The organism is Burkholderia lata, from assembly GCF_902499025.1.
GTDB lineage: Bacteria > Pseudomonadota > Gammaproteobacteria > Burkholderiales > Burkholderiaceae > Burkholderia > Burkholderia lata_C.
The window spans coordinates 106,369-121,966 of the sequence record NZ_CABVPW010000022.1 but is presented as its reverse complement, the minus strand read 5'-3'; the positions used below and the strand labels follow the sequence as shown (position 1 = coordinate 121,966).

General features: G+C 68.6%; 11 protein-coding genes. 8 read left to right on the top strand and 3 right to left on the bottom strand.

Annotated elements, in window-relative coordinates:
* Positions 1 to 184 precede the first annotated feature (184 nt).
* Positions 185 to 1,828, bottom strand: coding sequence for a 3-(methylthio)propionyl-CoA ligase (locus BDI24065_RS22400; protein ID WP_175033111.1), 1,644 nt, complete (start codon positions 1,826 to 1,828; stop codon positions 185 to 187).
* Between the two features lie 146 nt (positions 1,829 to 1,974).
* Between BDI24065_RS22400 and BDI24065_RS22395 the strand changes: the two genes are divergently transcribed.
* From BDI24065_RS22395 to BDI24065_RS22375, 5 genes are all read left to right on the top strand, one after another.
* Positions 1,975 to 3,543, top strand: coding sequence for a protein adenylyltransferase SelO (locus BDI24065_RS22395; RefSeq protein ID WP_175033110.1), 1,569 nt, complete (start codon positions 1,975 to 1,977; stop codon positions 3,541 to 3,543).
* A gap of 44 nt (positions 3,544 to 3,587) precedes the next feature.
* Positions 3,588 to 4,019: a peptide-methionine (R)-S-oxide reductase MsrB gene (gene msrB, locus BDI24065_RS22390; RefSeq protein WP_043188091.1), complete on the top strand. Its 432-nt coding sequence runs from the start codon at positions 3,588 to 3,590 to the stop codon at positions 4,017 to 4,019.
* Positions 4,020 to 4,142: 123 nt separating this feature from the next.
* The gene (locus BDI24065_RS22385) at positions 4,143 to 4,673 is read left to right on the top strand and encodes a septation protein A (RefSeq protein ID WP_069745154.1); all 531 of its coding nucleotides are present in this window, start codon (positions 4,143 to 4,145) and stop codon (positions 4,671 to 4,673) included.
* A 1-nt stretch (position 4,674) separates the two neighbouring features.
* The gene (locus tag BDI24065_RS22380; RefSeq protein ID WP_175033109.1) at positions 4,675 to 4,983 is read left to right on the top strand and encodes a BolA family protein; all 309 of its coding nucleotides are present in this window, start codon (positions 4,675 to 4,677) and stop codon (positions 4,981 to 4,983) included.
* Positions 4,984 to 5,001: 18 nt separating this feature from the next.
* A complete protein-coding gene (locus tag BDI24065_RS22375) occupies positions 5,002 to 5,784 on the top strand; it encodes a peptidylprolyl isomerase (RefSeq protein ID WP_175033108.1) in 783 nt (260 codons plus the stop codon).
* 171 nt (positions 5,785 to 5,955) lie between these two features.
* Here the strand turns inward: BDI24065_RS22375 and BDI24065_RS22370 are convergent, their stop codons facing one another.
* On the bottom strand, positions 5,956 to 6,501 hold the full coding sequence (locus BDI24065_RS22370) for a GNAT family N-acetyltransferase (protein WP_175033128.1): 546 nt from the start codon (positions 6,499 to 6,501) through the stop codon (positions 5,956 to 5,958).
* Positions 6,502 to 6,506: 5 nt separating this feature from the next.
* On the bottom strand, positions 6,507 to 10,571 hold the full coding sequence (gene purL, locus BDI24065_RS22365; RefSeq protein ID WP_175033107.1) for a phosphoribosylformylglycinamidine synthase: 4,065 nt from the start codon (positions 10,569 to 10,571) through the stop codon (positions 6,507 to 6,509).
* A 331-nt stretch (positions 10,572 to 10,902) separates the two neighbouring features.
* On the opposite strand from purL, the gene BDI24065_RS22360 reads away from it, so the two are divergent.
* The 3 genes from BDI24065_RS22360 to pgi all read left to right on the top strand — a co-directional run bounded on the left by BDI24065_RS22360 (position 10,903) and on the right by pgi (position 15,537).
* The gene (locus BDI24065_RS22360) at positions 10,903 to 12,204 is read left to right on the top strand and encodes an FAD-dependent oxidoreductase (RefSeq protein ID WP_175033106.1); all 1,302 of its coding nucleotides are present in this window, start codon (positions 10,903 to 10,905) and stop codon (positions 12,202 to 12,204) included.
* 51 nt (positions 12,205 to 12,255) lie between these two features.
* Positions 12,256 to 13,803: an NAD(P)H-hydrate dehydratase gene (locus BDI24065_RS22355; protein WP_175033105.1), complete on the top strand. Its 1,548-nt coding sequence runs from the start codon at positions 12,256 to 12,258 to the stop codon at positions 13,801 to 13,803.
* A 111-nt stretch (positions 13,804 to 13,914) separates the two neighbouring features.
* Positions 13,915 to 15,537 (top strand): glucose-6-phosphate isomerase, encoded by a 1,623-nt coding sequence (gene pgi / locus BDI24065_RS22350; RefSeq protein ID WP_175033104.1) that lies wholly within the window; start codon positions 13,915 to 13,917, stop codon positions 15,535 to 15,537.
* The last annotated feature ends 61 nt before the right edge of the window (positions 15,538 to 15,598 follow it).

Genomic DNA, 15,598 nt, shown 5'->3' with positions numbered 1-15,598 from the left:
CCTGCCTCCATGCATCGCGCGCCGGGGTGGCTGCGCTTCATTGTGCGCGGTCGAACAGCCGCATGTCCGGATGAACGGAGGCAGCATACAACGAAAAAGCACGGTCGTTCAATTTGAATTTTGTTCCCGATCCGGGGACGGATCGGGCGACCGCTTCACGAGCCGCTTCCGGCCCGACGCGACGTTACGACTCGCAGACCGCCGTCGGCAACACGTAATCGCGAAACGTCTCGCGCAGCTTCAGCTTCTGCAGCTTGCCGGTCGCGGTGTGCGGCAGCGATTCGACGAACACGACGTCGTCGGGAATCCACCATTTCGCGACCTTGCCTTCGTAGAACGCGAGCAGCGCGTCGCGGCTCAGGTTCGCCCCTTCGCGCGGCACCACGACAAGCAGCGGGCGCTCGGTCCATTTCGGGTGAGCGCACGCGATGCAGGCGGCCTCGGCCACGCCCGGGTGCGCGACCGCGACGTTCTCGATGTCGATCGAGCTGATCCACTCGCCGCCCGACTTGATCACGTCCTTGCTGCGGTCGGTGATCTGCAGGAAGCCATCGGGGTCGATCGTCGCGACGTCGCCGGTCGGAAACCAGCCGCCCGACAGCGGCGACGACTCGCCGCGAAAGTAGTGGTCGATCACCCACGGGCCGCGCACCTGCAGTTCGCCGAACGCCACGCCGTCCCACGGCAGTTCGTGGCCGTCCTCGCCGACGATGCGCATGTCGACGCCGCAGATCACCCGCCCCTGCTTCTCGAGCAGCTTGCGCTGCGCGTCGAGCGGCCGTTGCGACTGCGCCCAGTTCAGCTTCGCGAGCGTGCCGAGCGGCGACAGTTCGGTCATCCCCCATGCGTGGATCACACGCACGCCGTATTCGTCCTCGAAGGTGCGCAGCATCGCGGGCGGGCACGCGGAGCCGCCGATCACCGTGCGGTTCAGCGTCGAGAAGCGCACGCCGGCTTCGCGCATGTAGTTGAGCAGGCCGAGCCACACGGTCGGCACGCCCGCGGAGAACGTCACGCGCTCGGCTTCCATCAGCTCGTACAACGATTTCCCGTCGAGATCCTTGCCGGGCAGCACGAGCTTGCCGCCCGTGAGCGGCACCGCGTACGGCAGCCCCCACGCGTTGACGTGGAACATCGGTACGACGGGCAGCACGGCGTCCATCGCGGACAGGTTCATCGCATCGGGCAGCGCGGCGCCGTACGCGTGCAGCACGGTCGAGCGATTCGAATACAGCACGCCCTTCGGGTTGCCGGTCGTGCCCGACGTATAGCAGAGCCCCGACGCCTGCTGCTCGTCGAGGCGCGGCCAGTCGTAGCGGCCGTCCTCGGCTTCGACGAGCGTTTCGTAGCAGAGGAACGGCGTCGTGCCGGACGGCAGGTGCGCGGCGTCCGTCATCGCGACCCAGCCCTTCACGTGCGGGCATTGCGGCGCGATGGCCTCGACGAGCGGTGCGAAATTGATGTCGAAGAAGACATAACGGTCTTCCGCGTGATTGACGATGTACGCGATCTGCTCGGGAAAGAGGCGCGGGTTGATCGTGTGGCACACGGCGCCCATCCCGCCGATCCCGTAATACGCCTCCAGATGCCGGTAGCCGTTCCACGCCAGCGTGCCGACGCGATCGCCGGTTTCGACGCCGAGCCGCGTGAGCGCCTGCGCCAGCTGCTTCGCACGGCGTTCGCAATCGCGGTACGTGTAGCGATGCAGGTCGCCTTCCACGCGCTTCGACACGATCTCCGTATCGCCGGCGTGCCGCGCGGCATGAGAAATCAGCGAGGACACCAGCAACGGCATGTCCATCATCTGGCCCAGCAACGGCTTACCCATCGTCTTGCTCTCCGTGTGGATGCGAATCGGTGCCTCTGCAGCGCGCCCGTCAGCGGCCCCGGACGGGCGTGGCGCACGGTGCGCGGGCCACCATGCGGGCGGCGCGGCGCCGCCTTACAATATCGGCTTACCCAGAGGCGCTCAACATGTCGTTTTCCCGAAGCGCAGCCGATGCGGCTGACACCCTCCCCGACCTCGCCGCCACGCTCGGCGCGCCCGCCGTTGGCGCGTTCGTCACGCTCGGCGACGCGTTTCATACGCGGCTGCCGGCCGCGCCGCTTGCCGCGCCGTACGTCGTCGGCTTTTCCGATGAAGTCGCGCAATTGCTCGACCTGCCGCCGTCGGTCGTCGCGCAGCCCGGCTTCGCCGAGCTGTTCGCCGGCAACCCGACGCGCGACTGGCCCGCGAACGCGATGCCGTATGCATCGGTGTATTCCGGTCACCAGTTCGGCGTGTGGGCCGGCCAGCTCGGCGACGGCCGCGCACTGACGATCGGCGAACGCACCGGCACGGACGGCCGCCGCTACGAGCTGCAGCTGAAAGGCAGCGGCCGCACGCCGTACTCGCGGATGGGCGACGGCCGCGCGGTGCTGCGCTCGTCGATCCGCGAATTCCTGTGCTCGGAAGCGATGCATCACCTCGGCATCCCGACCACGCGCGCACTGACGGTGATCGGCTCCGACCAGCCGGTGGTGCGCGAGGAGATCGAGACGTCGGCCGTCGTCACGCGCGTGTCGGAGAGCTTCGTGCGCTTCGGCCACTTCGAGCACTTCTTCTCGAACGATCGCCCCGACCTGCTGCGCCAGCTCGCCGATCACGTGATCGACCGCTTCTACCCGGATTGCCGCCACGCCGACGATCCGTACCTCGCGCTGCTCGAAGCCGCGACGCTGCGCACGGCGGATCTCGTCGCGCAATGGCAGGCCGTCGGCTTCTGCCACGGTGTGATGAACACCGACAACATGTCGATCCTCGGCGTGACGATCGACTACGGCCCGTTCGGCTTCGTCGACGCGTTCGACGCGAACCACATCTGCAACCACTCGGATACGAGCGGACGCTACGCGTACCGGATGCAGCCGCGCATCGCGCACTGGAACTGCTACTGCCTCGCGCAGGCGCTGCTGCCGCTGATCGGGCTGCAGCATGGCATCGCCGACGACGATGCACGCGCCGAGCGCGCGGTGGAAGACGCGCAGGCCGTGCTCGCGAAGTTCCCCGAACGTTTCGGCCCCGCGCTCGAACGCGCGATGCGCGCGAAGCTCGGCCTCGAGCTCGAACGCGAGAACGACGCCGAACTCGCCAACAAGCTGCTCGAGACGATGCATGCGAGCCACGCGGATTTCACGCTGACGTTCCGCCGGCTCGCGCAGATCTCGAAGCACGACGCGAGCCGCGACGCACCCGTGCGCGACCTGTTCATCGACCGCGACGCGTTCGATGCATGGGCGAACCTCTACCGCGCGCGGCTGTCCGAGGAAACGCGCGACGACGCGGCACGCGCGGCCGCGATGAATCGCGCGAACCCGAAATACGTGTTGCGCAACCATCTGGCCGAAGTCGCGATCCGGCGCGCGAAGGAAAAGGATTTTTCGGAAGTCGAGCGGCTCGCGCAGATCCTGCGCCGGCCGTTCGACGAACAACCGGAGCATGAAGCGTACGCGGCGTTGCCGCCCGACTGGGCCGGGTCGCTCGAAGTGAGCTGCTCGTCCTGAGCCCCAACCCGCGCGTATCGACCGACCGATCAGGAGAACCCCACATGTCCCACGATTCCGACGACAAGACCTTCCCGTACCAGAAGGACGACGCCGAGCTGCGCCGCCGGCTCACGCCGATGCAGTACGAAGTCACGCAGCACGCGGCCACCGAGCGGGCCTTCACCGGCGAATACACCGACACCGAGGACGCCGGCATCTACCACTGCGTCGTCTGCAGCACGCCGCTGTTCGAATCCGGCGCAAAATTCCACTCGGGCTGCGGCTGGCCCAGCTACTTCAAGCCGCTCAACGGCGAGGTGATCGACGAAAAGGTCGACTACTCGCACGGGATGGTGCGCGTCGAGGTGCGCTGCAACCACTGCGGCGCGCATCTCGGCCACGTCTTCGAGGACGGCCCGCGCGACCAGACCGGTTTGCGGTACTGCATCAATTCGGCTGCGTTAAACTTCGAGTCCCGACCCGAAAACGAATGAGCGGCGCCGGGCGGATCCGCGGGGCGACCCTCGCCGCCGCCCCGATCCGCTCCGGCGGTGCCTGGCGGGTCCCTACAACGGTGAAAGGCCGCGCAAGCGGCCTTTCACGCAGCTGCGAGCGCCATGAAATTCCTGTTCGATCTGTTTCCGATCATCCTGTTTTTTGCCGCCTTCAAGGTCTGGGGCATCTTTACCGCCACCGCCGTCGCGATCGTCGCGACGCTGGCCCAGGTCGCCTGGGTCGCCTTCCGGCACCGGAAGGTCGACACAATGCTGTGGGTCAGCCTCGGCGTGATCGTCGTTTTCGGTGGCGCCACCCTCGTCCTGCATGACGAGAAATTCATTCAATGGAAACCGACTGTGCTGTACTGGCTGTTTGCGGTCGGGCTGCTCGCCGCGCGCTATGCGTTCGGCAACAACCTGATCGAGAAGATGATGGGCAAGCAGCTCACGCTGCCGCACCCCGTGTGGGACAAGCTGAACGTCGCCTGGGCGCTGTTCTTCGCGGTGCTCGGCGTCGCGAACCTGTACGTGGTGCACAACTTCACCGAATCGCAATGGGTGAACTTCAAGCTGTTCGGCACGACCGGCGCGATGGTCGTGTTCATCATCCTGCAGAGCCTGTGGCTCACGAAATACCTGAAGGACGAGTGACATGACGGACGCCTTTCTCCACGCGTCGCCCGACGAACGCATCGCGCTGATCGAAGCGCGCCTCACCGCGGCACTCGCCCCCGTGTCGCTCGCCGTGCGCGACGACAGCGCGCAGCACGCAGGCCACGCCGGCGCGGCCTCGGGCGGCCACTTCACGGTCACGATCGTGTCGGCCGCGTTCGCCGGCAAGCCGCGCGTCGCACGGCACCGGCTGGTGTATGATGCGCTCGCTGATGCGATGCAGCGCGGCATTCACGCGCTTGCGATCGTGGCTTACACGCCCGAAGAATTCAACGAATCTTCAATCTAGTCTCATTAGGAATTCCCGATGATCCTGAAATCCCCCCGCCTGTGGGTCGCGGCGGCTGCTTTTGCAGCGGCACCGGCATTTGCCCAGAACATCGCCGTCGTCAACGGCACGCCGATTCCGAAGTCGCGCGCCGACGCGATGGTTGCTCAGCTCGTCCAGCAAGGCCAGACCGACAGCCCGCAACTGCAGCAGGCCGTGCGCCAGGAACTCGTGAACCGCGAAATCCTGATGCAGGAAGCGATCCGCGAAGGCATCCCGAACCGTCCGGACGTGAAGGCGCAGGTCGCCGTCGCGCAGCAGACCGTCGTGCTGCGCTCGATGATCGAGAACTTCCTGAAGAAGAACCAGCCGACCGACGCCGAAGTGAAGGCGCGCTACGACGACCTCGTCAAGGGCGCCGGCGGCAATCGCGAATACCACCTGCACCACATCCTCGTCGACAGCGAGCAGCAGGCGAAGGACCTGATCGCGAAGATCAAGGCCGGCGCGAAGTTCGAGGATCTCGCGAAGCAATACTCGAAGGATCCGGGTTCGGGCAAGAACGGCGGCGATCTCGACTGGTCCGACCCGAAGGCGTACGTGCCGGAATTCGCGGCGGCTGCGCAGAAGCTGCAGAAAGGCCAGATGACCGACACGCCGGTGAAGACGCAGTTCGGCTGGCACATCATCCGCGTCGACGACATCCGCGACATCGCCCCGCCGCCGCTCGAGCAGGTGAAGGCGCAGATCGCGCAGCAGCTCGTGCAGCAGAAGCTGCAGGCGTTCGAGGAAGGCCTGCGCCAGCAGGCCAAGATCCAGTAACGCCGGCGCGCGCCGCACGCGCATCGAAAAGCCGCTCTTCGGAGCGGCTTTTTTATTGCCCGCGCGCCGGCTGCCGGTGCGTCACGATGCGCCTGCAACCCGGCAAAAGAAAAAGGCCGCTCCGAAGAGCGGCCCTTTCCGTGCCGGATTCACGCGCACCGCAAGCGCAGGCTACGCGGGATAGAACACGTCGTGATAGCGAACGTCACCTGAAGGCCGCGGCGCCGAGTCGTCGAGTGACAGCGCAAGGAAATACTCGGGCGGCACGCCCGGGAACACGATGTCGCCGGATGGCGCGAAGCCGAAACGCGTGTAGTACGCGGGTTCGCCGAGCAGGACGCAGCCACGCGCGCCAAGCCGGCGCAACGCGTCGAGCCCCGTGCGTACCAGCCCGGCGCCGATACTCTGCCGCTGGCAGTCGGGCCGGACCGCGAGCGGCGCCAGCCCGTACCAGCCCTGGCTGCCGGACGGCTCGCCGCCGATCGACACCGGCGAGAACGCAACGTGCCCGATCAGGCGGCCGTCGCGCTCCGCGACGAGCGATACGCTCAACGCACCGTCCGCACGCAGTGTTTCGACGATCCGCCGTTCGAACTGCCCGCCTTCCGGCTCGCCCGCGAACGCGGCGACGATCACGCGGCCGATCGCATCGGCCTCGCTCGCGCGCTCGTCGCGCAGCGTGACGACTTCGACCGGCGCGTTCGGGTCGAACATCATCCCGATCAGCCGATCCAGCGGCGCGCGTTGCGGAATACGCGCATCCACGGGCTCGCTTCACCCCAGCTTTCCGGGTGCCAGCTCATCGCGACGGTACGATGCACGCGCTCCATGTGCGGCATCAGCACCGAGAAGCGGCCGTCGGCTGTCGTGACGGACGTGATACCGGCCGGCGAGCCGTTCGGGTTGAACGGATAGCCCTCGGTCGCTTCGCCGCGGTGGTCGACGTAACGCATCGCGACCGCGACGCGATCGATGTCGCCCTGCTGCGAGAAGTCCGCATAGCCTTCGCCGTGCGCGACCGCGACCGGAATCCGCGAGCCTTCCATCCCGTCGAAGAAGATCGACGGCGACTTCTGCACTTCGACGAACGAGAAGCGCGCCTCGAACTGCTCGGACTTGTTGCGCGTGAACTTCGGCCACGCTTCCGCGCCCGGGATCATCGACGCGAGGCTCGACAGCATCTGGCAGCCGTTGCAGATGCCGAGCGCGAACGTGTCGGGACGCGCGAAGAACGCCGAGAACATGTCGGCGAGGTTCGCGTTGAAGCGGACCGTCTTCGCCCAGCCTTCGCCCGCACCCAGCACGTCGCCGTACGAGAAGCCGCCGCATGCGACCGCGCCCGCGAAATCGGCGAGCGTTGCACGGCCGGCGAGCAGGTCGCTCATGTGCACGTCGTGCGCATCGAAGCCCGCGCGGTCGAACGCGTATGCCGTTTCCAGGTGCGAGTTCACGCCCTGCTCGCGCAGGATCGCGACGCGCGGCCGTGCGCCCGTTGCGATGAACGGTGCGGCGATGTCGTCGGCCGGATCGAAGCTCAGCACCGGCGAGATGCCCGGATCGGCCGCGTCGAGCAGCGCGTCGTATTCGGCATCCGCGCATGCGGGGTTGTCGCGCAGCCGCGCGATGCGCCAGCTCACTTCGCTCCACGCACGATGGAGTTCGGTGCGCGGTGCGTCGAAGATCTTCTTCGCGTCGCGGTACACCTCGATCACGTCGCGATCGTTGACCGAGCCGATCACGTGCGAGCACGCCGACAGGCCGAACTCGCGCAGCGCGCCGAGCACCGCGTCACGGTCGGACGCACGCACCTGCACGACAGCGCCGAGTTCCTCGGAGAACAGCGCGCGCAGCGTGCGGTCCTCGCGGCGTCCGCTCGTCTGCTTCGCCCAGTCCTTCGCGTCGCCGTAGTCGGATTCGTGATTCGGGTCGAGCGTCAGCATGTCGACGTTCAGCGACACGCCCGCGTGGCCCGCGAACGCCATTTCGCACACCGTCGCCCACAGGCCGCCGTCCGAGCGGTCGTGGTACGCGAGCAGCTTGTCTTGCGCATTGAGCGACTGGATCGCGTTGAAGAAGCGCTTCAGGTCTTCTGCGTCGTCGACGTCCGGCGTCGTATCGCCGACCTGCTGCGTGACCTGCGCGAAGATGCTGCCGCCCATCCGGTTCTTGCCGCGGCCGAGATCGATCGCGATCAGCACGCTGTCGCCCGCATCGGCGACGCGGCGCAGTTGCGGCGTCAGGTGACGGCGCACGTCCTCGACCGGCGCGAACGCGGAGATGATCAGCGACACCGGCGACACCACTTCCTTCGCGACGCCCTGCTCGTCCCACTTCGTCTTCATCGACAGCGAATCCTTGCCGACCGGGATGCCGATCCCGAGTGCCGGGCACAGCTCCATGCCGATCGCCTTGACCGTGTGGAACAGCGCGGCGTCCTCGCCGGCCGTGCCGCATGCAGCCATCCAGTTCGCCGACAGCTTCAGCTTGTCGAGCGACGCGATCGGCGCGCTCGCGATGTTCGTGATCGCCTCGCCGACCGCCATGCGGCCCGAGGCCGGCGCGTCGATCACCGCGAGCGGCGTGCGCTCGGCCATCGTCATCGCCTCGCCCTTGAAGCCCGCGTAGTCGAGCGCGGTGACCGCGCAGTCGGCCACCGGCACCTGCCACGGGCCGACCATCTGGTCGCGCACCGACGTGCCGCCGACCGAACGGTCGCCGATCGTGATCAGGAACGACTTGCTGCCGACCGTCGGGTGCTTCAGCACGTCGACCGCAACCGCCGACAGCGCGATGCCCGTCACATCGACGGGTGCGCGCTCGGTCGCCACGCGCGTGACGTCGCGATGCATGCGCGGCGGCTTGCCGAGCAGCACTTCCATCGGCATGTCGACCGGGTATTCGTCGGCGCCCGTCGCTTCGTCGTCGACGAGCTTCAGCTGGCGTTCGTCGGTCGCGACACCGACCACCGCGAACGGGCAGCGCTCACGTGCACAGATCGCCTCGAAGCGCGGCAGGTCGGCCGGCGCGATCGCCAGCACGTAACGCTCCTGCGCTTCGTTCGACCAGATTTCGCGCGGCGACAGGCCCGACTCCTCGAGCGCGACCTTGCGCAGCTCGAAGCGCGCGCCCTTGCCCGCACCGTCGACGATCTCGGGGAACGCGTTCGACAGGCCGCCCGCGCCGACGTCATGGATGCTCAGGATCGGGTTTTCCGCGCCGAGCTGCCAGCAGCCGTTGATCACTTCCTGCGCACGACGCTCGATTTCGGGATTGCCGCGCTGCACCGAGTCGAAGTCGAGTTCGGCCGTATTCGCGCCGGTCGCCATCGAGCTCGCGGCGCCGCCGCCCATCCCGATCCGCATGCCGGGGCCGCCGATCTGGATCAGCAGCGAGCCTGCCGGCACGTCATGCTTGTGCGTGTGTTGATCGGCGATGTTGCCGAGGCCGCCCGCGATCATGATCGGCTTGTGATAGCCATGCACCTTCCCGCCGACGTTCTGCTCGTACACGCGGAAATAGCCGCCGAGGTTAGGACGGCCGAATTCGTTGTTGAACGCGGCGCCGCCGAGCGGGCCGTCGATCATGATCTGCAGCGGCGACGCGATGCGGTCGGGGCGGCCGTACGGGCCGTGCGCATCATTCGGGTTGCGCTCGCCGACCGGCTGGGCCGCATCGCGTGCGCTTTCCCACGACTGGCGTGCGTCGGGCAGATCGAGGTTCGACACGGTGAAGCCCGTGAGGCCGGCCTTCGGACGCGCACCGCGGCCCGTCGCGCCTTCGTCGCGGATCTCGCCGCCCGCGCCGGTCGCCGCACCCGGGAACGGCGAGATCGCCGTCGGGTGGTTGTGCGTCTCGACCTTCATCAGCGTGTGCGTGAGCTCGGTGTGACGGCCGTAGCGTTCACCCGGCTCGCCGGCCGCGCCTGCGTTGCGCGGGAACCAGCGTTCGGCTTCGGCGCCGACCATGATCGACGAGTTGTCCGAATACGCGACGATCGTGCCTTGCGGGCTCAGCTTCTCGGTGTTGCGGATCATCGCGAACAGCGACATGTCCTGCGCTTCGCCGTCGATCGTCCACTGCGCGTTGAAGATCTTGTGGCGGCAGTGTTCGCTGTTCGCCTGCGCGAACATCATCAGCTCCACGTCGGTCGGGTTGCGTTCGAGCTTGCGGAATGCGTCGACCAGGTAGTCGATCTCGTCGTCGGCGAGCGCGAGGCCCAGTTCGACGTTCGCGCGTTCGAGCGCGCCGCGGCCGACGCCCAGCACGTCGACGCTCGAGAGCGGCTTGGCCGGCAGTTCGTCGAACAGGTGCTTCGCGTCGTCGCGTGCCGCGACCACGCTTTCGGTCATCCGGTCATGCAGCGCGGCCGCGACGGCTGCGCGCGCGTCGTCCGACAGCGCCTTCTTGCCGCCGAGCAGGCCCGACTTCAGCGTGACCGTGAATTCGACGCCGCGCTCGATGCGGCGCACCTGCGTGAGGCCGCAGTGCTGCGCGATGTCGGTCGCCTTGCTCGCCCACGGCGAGACCGTGCCGAAACGCGGCAGCACGACGAAGGTCTCGGCCGTGCCCTTCTCGGCCGCCGGCTCGAACGGCGCGCCGTAGTGCATCAGCGCGTCGATGCGCGCGCTGTCGTCGGCCGACAGCGGCTCGACCGCATTGACGAAGTGCAGGAACTGCCCGCGCACCGCGACGATGTTGGCGTCGATTTGCTTGAGCGTGTCGAGCAGACGGGTTTGACGGAAATCGGAGAGGGCCGAAGCGCCGGGAAAACACGAGAAGTGAGCCATGGGCTGGACTGACGTCGATGAGTCGCGCGAGGTGGCGACGTGGGGCGAAAGGAAGGCCGTAATTATACCCGGAAGTCGGTCGCCCCAGACCGGCCAATCGGCAGCCTGCATGCACCGCAACGGTGCCGCGGCGTGCGCCGTGCCCGGCCCGCCCGCCGGGCCGCCCCGCGCGGGTACGGCAGCCGGCCGCCGTGGCACGGCCGCACGGTCCGTGCTCGCCCGGCGCCGGTTCCCGCGATTTTGGCGCTATCATTCCGGGTTCACCGGGCCGGGGCCCTCAGCGAATTCTCACCGGGTGGCGCACGCGCGCCGCCCGTCATCGAAGCAATCCATGGATGTCATCGTCATCGGCGGCGGAATCAGCGGCGTCGCCACCGCCTACCAGTTGCGCGCGGCCGGCCATCGCGTATGCGTGGTCGAACGCCACGCGACCGTCGCGCAAGGTGCGACCTACGGCGACGGCGGCGCGCTGCTGCCGAGCCCGCTCGACGTCTGGTTCGGCCCGACCTTCATGCGCCAGCGCCAGCCGCGCGACAGCGGCATCGTCTACAAGCCGGGCTTCAACGGCGGCGTGCGCCGCTTCGTCAAGCAACTCGGCACGCTGCGCGAACCCGACGCGTTCGCCGCGCAGTACGCGCGGCTGCGCCCGCTGATCGACGCGTCGCGCGACACGCTCGCCGATATCGAGACGCGCCTCGAACTCGAATTCGAGCAGAAGCCCGGCATCCTGCACGTGGTGCGCGATCCGCGCGACTGGGACGCGATGCAGCCCGCGCTCGACCTGCTGCGTACGCTCGACCAGCCGTACCGCCTGCTCTCCGCCGACGAATGCGCGGCGCTCGAGCCGTCGGTGCCGGCCGAGCCCGGCTTCGCCGGCGGCGTGCTGCTCGAAACCGAACGCACCGGCAATTGCCCGCTGTTCGCGAAACTGGTCAAGCAGACGCTCGACGAGCATGGCGTGCAGTTCCGCTTCGGCGCGGAAGTCGCCGCGATCCGCGTCGACACCGGCCGCGCCGCGGTCGAGCTCGTCCCGCCGGGCGACCGGCGCGCGTCGAACGCACGCGAGGTCGACGTCATTTCCGCCGATGCGATCGTGGTCGCTGCCGGCGCCGGCAGCCTGCCGCTGCTCGACCGGCTCGGCTGGCGCCTGCCGCTGCACCCGGTGCGCGTCCATACGCTCACCGCGCCGGTCGCCTACGAAGAACACGCACCGCACCTGAACGTCATCGATTCGATCAAGCGGATCTCGATCACGCGCACGCACCAGCGACTGCGCGTCGGCGGCGGCGCCGTGCTGCAGAGCCTGCCCGACACCGCGAAGCCGCTCGCCGAGCCGCTGTCCGAGGCCGCGCTCGCGCTGCTCGGCCAGGCCGTCCACGACTGGGTGCCCGGCGCCGCCAGGATCTCGGCCGCGTTGTCATGGCAAGGCACGCAGCTGCTGTCGCCGGACGGCCTGCCGGTCGTCGGTCCGACCCCGCATCCGCGCGTGTTCGTCAATTTCGGGCACGGCCCGGCCGGGTGGGGGCTCGCATGCGGGTCTGCTAAAGTGGTGACCGACTACCTGGGCGGCGACGTGCAGCACTGGCCCGCCGACACGCTCGCCGCGCTGCGCGCCGGGCGCTTCACGACCTGACCGCCGCGGGCTCGCCCCGGCGGCCTCCTTGCCAGCCGCCACGACCCCGCGATGACCATTCATACCCGCCCGCTCCCCGATTCCGATCCGATCGCGCTGCTGCGCGTCGCCGACCTGCGCACGGCCGAAGCCGACGCCGCGGCGGCGCTGCCGCCGCACACGCTGATGGGCCGCGCCGGCACCGCCGCCGCGCACTGGTTGTCCGAGCGCATGGCCGGCGACGACCGCCCCGTCTGGTTCGCGGTCGGCCCCGGCAACAACGGTGGCGACGCGCTGGTTGCCGCCGCGCACCTCCAGCAGCTCGGCGTCGCGACCCAGGCGTGGATGCCGGTGCCCGTCAAGCCGGACGACGCGCAATGGGCGCTCGGCCTCGCGCGCGCAGCCGGCGTGCCGCTGTCGGCCACGTCGCCCGCTTCGCTGGACGACTACGCGTGGGTCGTCGACGGGCTGTTCGGCATCGGTCTCGGCCGCGCACTCGACGGTGCGTTCGCCGAGCAGGCCGCGCGCATCGCCGCACATGCGCGCAGCGGCGGCCACGTACTCGCGCTCGACGTGCCGAGCGGGCTCGACAGCGATACGGGCCAGATCGTCGGCGCGGGCGTCGCTGTCGCCGCCACCCATACGCTCACCTTCATCAGTGCGAAGCCGGGCCTCTACACCGGCGAGGGCCGCGATCTCGCCGGTGAAATCGACATCGCCTCGCTCGACGTCGCGCCGCCCGCGGCGCCTGCCATCGTGCTGAACGCGCCCGCGCGATTCGCCGCCGCCCTGCCCGCGCGCGCATTCGCGTCCCACAAGGGTACGTTCGGCAGCCTGGCGGTGCTCGGCGGCGACACGGGCATGTGCGGCGCGCCGATCCTGGCCGCACGCGCCGCGCTGTTCGCGGGCGCCGGCAAGGTGCATGTCGGCTTCCTTGGCGCCGGCGCGCCGCCGTACGACCCGCCGTTCCCCGAACTGATGCTGCATCCGGCTGACGGCCTCGATCTCGGCGCAATGACCGCGATCGCGGCCGGCTGCGGGCTCGGCACGCGCGAGGCGGCGGCGACGCTCGTGCGCGACGTGCTCGCGCACGATGCCGCGACGCTGCTCGATGCCGACGCGCTGAACCTCGTCGCGACACATGCGGATCTCGCAGGCGCCGTTGCCCAGCGTGGTTCGCGCGGCAACCCCTGCGTGCTGACGCCGCATCCGCTCGAAGCCGCGCGGCTGCTCGGCGGCGACACGGCGACAATCCAGCGCGACCGCGTCGCGGCCGCGCAGGCGCTTGCGACTCGTTATGCGGCGCACGTCGTGCTGAAAGGCTCCGGCACGGTGATTGCGGCACCCGACGGCCGCGTGACGATCAATCCGAGCGGCAACGCGGCGCTCGCCACGGGCGGCACCGGCGACGTGCTCGGCGGCCTGATCGGTGCGTTGCTCGCGCAGCGCGTCGCCCCGTACGAAGCGGCGCTCGCCGGCGTCTACCTGCACGGCCTCGCGGCCGACACGCTGACCGCACACGGCACGGGCCCGGCCGGACTCACGGCCGGCGAACTCGCGCCGATGGTGCGCACGCTGATCAATCGCCTTTTTTATGCGTCGCCGCGCGCCGGCACATAAGGCCGCTATACTGACTGCCCCGCCGCACGGCGGGCCTTCTCGTCCGCCGGCCTTCCGATCCCGATGAGCCGGCGCGGCATTCCTCCCGATTCACGCCTCACTCGAACCGCCATGACGCTGAATTCGCTCCCCGCCTGGACTGCCCTTCAATCCCACTTCGAACAGATCCGCCACGCCCGGCTGCGCGACTGGTTCGCACCGGAAAACGATCGCACGCCGACCCGTGCCGAACGCTTCACGATCGCTGGCGGCGGCCTCGCGGCCGATTTCTCGAAGAACCGCATCAACGACGACACGCTGCGCCTGCTCGTGGAGCTCGCACGCGACGCGGGTGTCGAAGCACGCCGCGACGCAATGTTCGCGGGCGAGATCGTCAACCCGACCGAAGGCCGTGCCGCGCTGCACACCGCACTGCGCGCGACCGACCCGCAAGCACCGTTCCACGCACAGATCAGCGCAGAGCGCGCGAAGATGGCGACCTTCGCGCGCGCCGTGCGCAGCGGCACGTGGACGGGCTACACCGGCAAGCGCATCCGCCATGTGATCAACATCGGCATCGGCGGCTCCGATCTCGGGCCGAAGATGGTCGTGCATGCGCTGCATCACGTCGCGACGCCCGACATTTCCACGCACTTCGTGTCGAACGTCGACGGCGCCGATCTCGCGCGCGTGCTCGAACAGGTCGACCCGGAGGAAACGCTCGCGATCATCGTGTCGAAGACCTTCACGACGCTCGAGACGATGACGAACGCACGCTCGCTGCGCGACTGGTTCGTCGCGCGCGGCTGCCCCGAGGACGCGCTCGCGAAGCACTTCGTCGGCGTGTCGGCGAACCCGGCCGAAGTCGTGAAGTTCGGCATCGCCGCGGACAACGTGTTCGAAATGTGGGACTGGGTTGGCGGCCGCTATTCGCTGTGGTCGGCAGTCGGCCTGTCGATCATGATCGCGATCGGCCCCGAGCAATTCGACGAACTGCTGGCCGGCGCAAACGACATGGACCGCCATTTCCGCGAAGCGCCACTCGAGCGTAACCTGCCCGTGCTGCTCGGCCTGATCGGCATCTGGTACCGGAATTTCTTCGGTTCGCAGAGCTATCTCGTCGCGCCGTATTCGGAAGCGCTGCACTATCTGCCGTCGTACCTGCAGCAGCTCGAAATGGAGAGCAACGGCAAATCCGCGCGCCTGGACGGCACCTTCGTCGACTACCCGACCTCCGCCGTCACGTGGGGCGAGCCGGGCACCAACGGCCAGCACGCGTTCTTCCAGATGCTGCACCAGGGGCCGACGATCGTGCCGATCGACTTCATCGCGGTGCTGACGCCCGAGCATCCGCTCGCGAGCCATCATCCGAAGCTGCTGGCGAACTGCTTCGCGCAGAGCGAGGCACTGATGCTCGGCCGCACGCTCGAGGAAGCGCGCAAGGTTGCGGGGCCGGGCAAGGAAGCACTCGCGCCGCACCTGACGTTCCCGGGCAACCGCCCGACGACGACGCTGCTGGTCGATGCGCTGACGCCGCGCACGCTCGGCGCGCTGATCGCGCTGTACGAACACAAGGTGCTCGTGCAGGCAACGGTGTGGGACATCAATCCGTTCGACCAGTGGGGCGTCGAGCTCGGCAAGATTCTCGGCAAGGTGGTGGAAGCCGACCTGTCGGCCGAATCGGTCGATCCGGCGAAACACGACTCGTCGACCACTGCACTGATCGAGCGCGCCCGCGCCGCGCTGAAACGCTGAAGCGCTGACGCAACGGCGTCATGCCGATGCCGGCTGCGCAGCCCTGCCTGCGCGGCCGGCC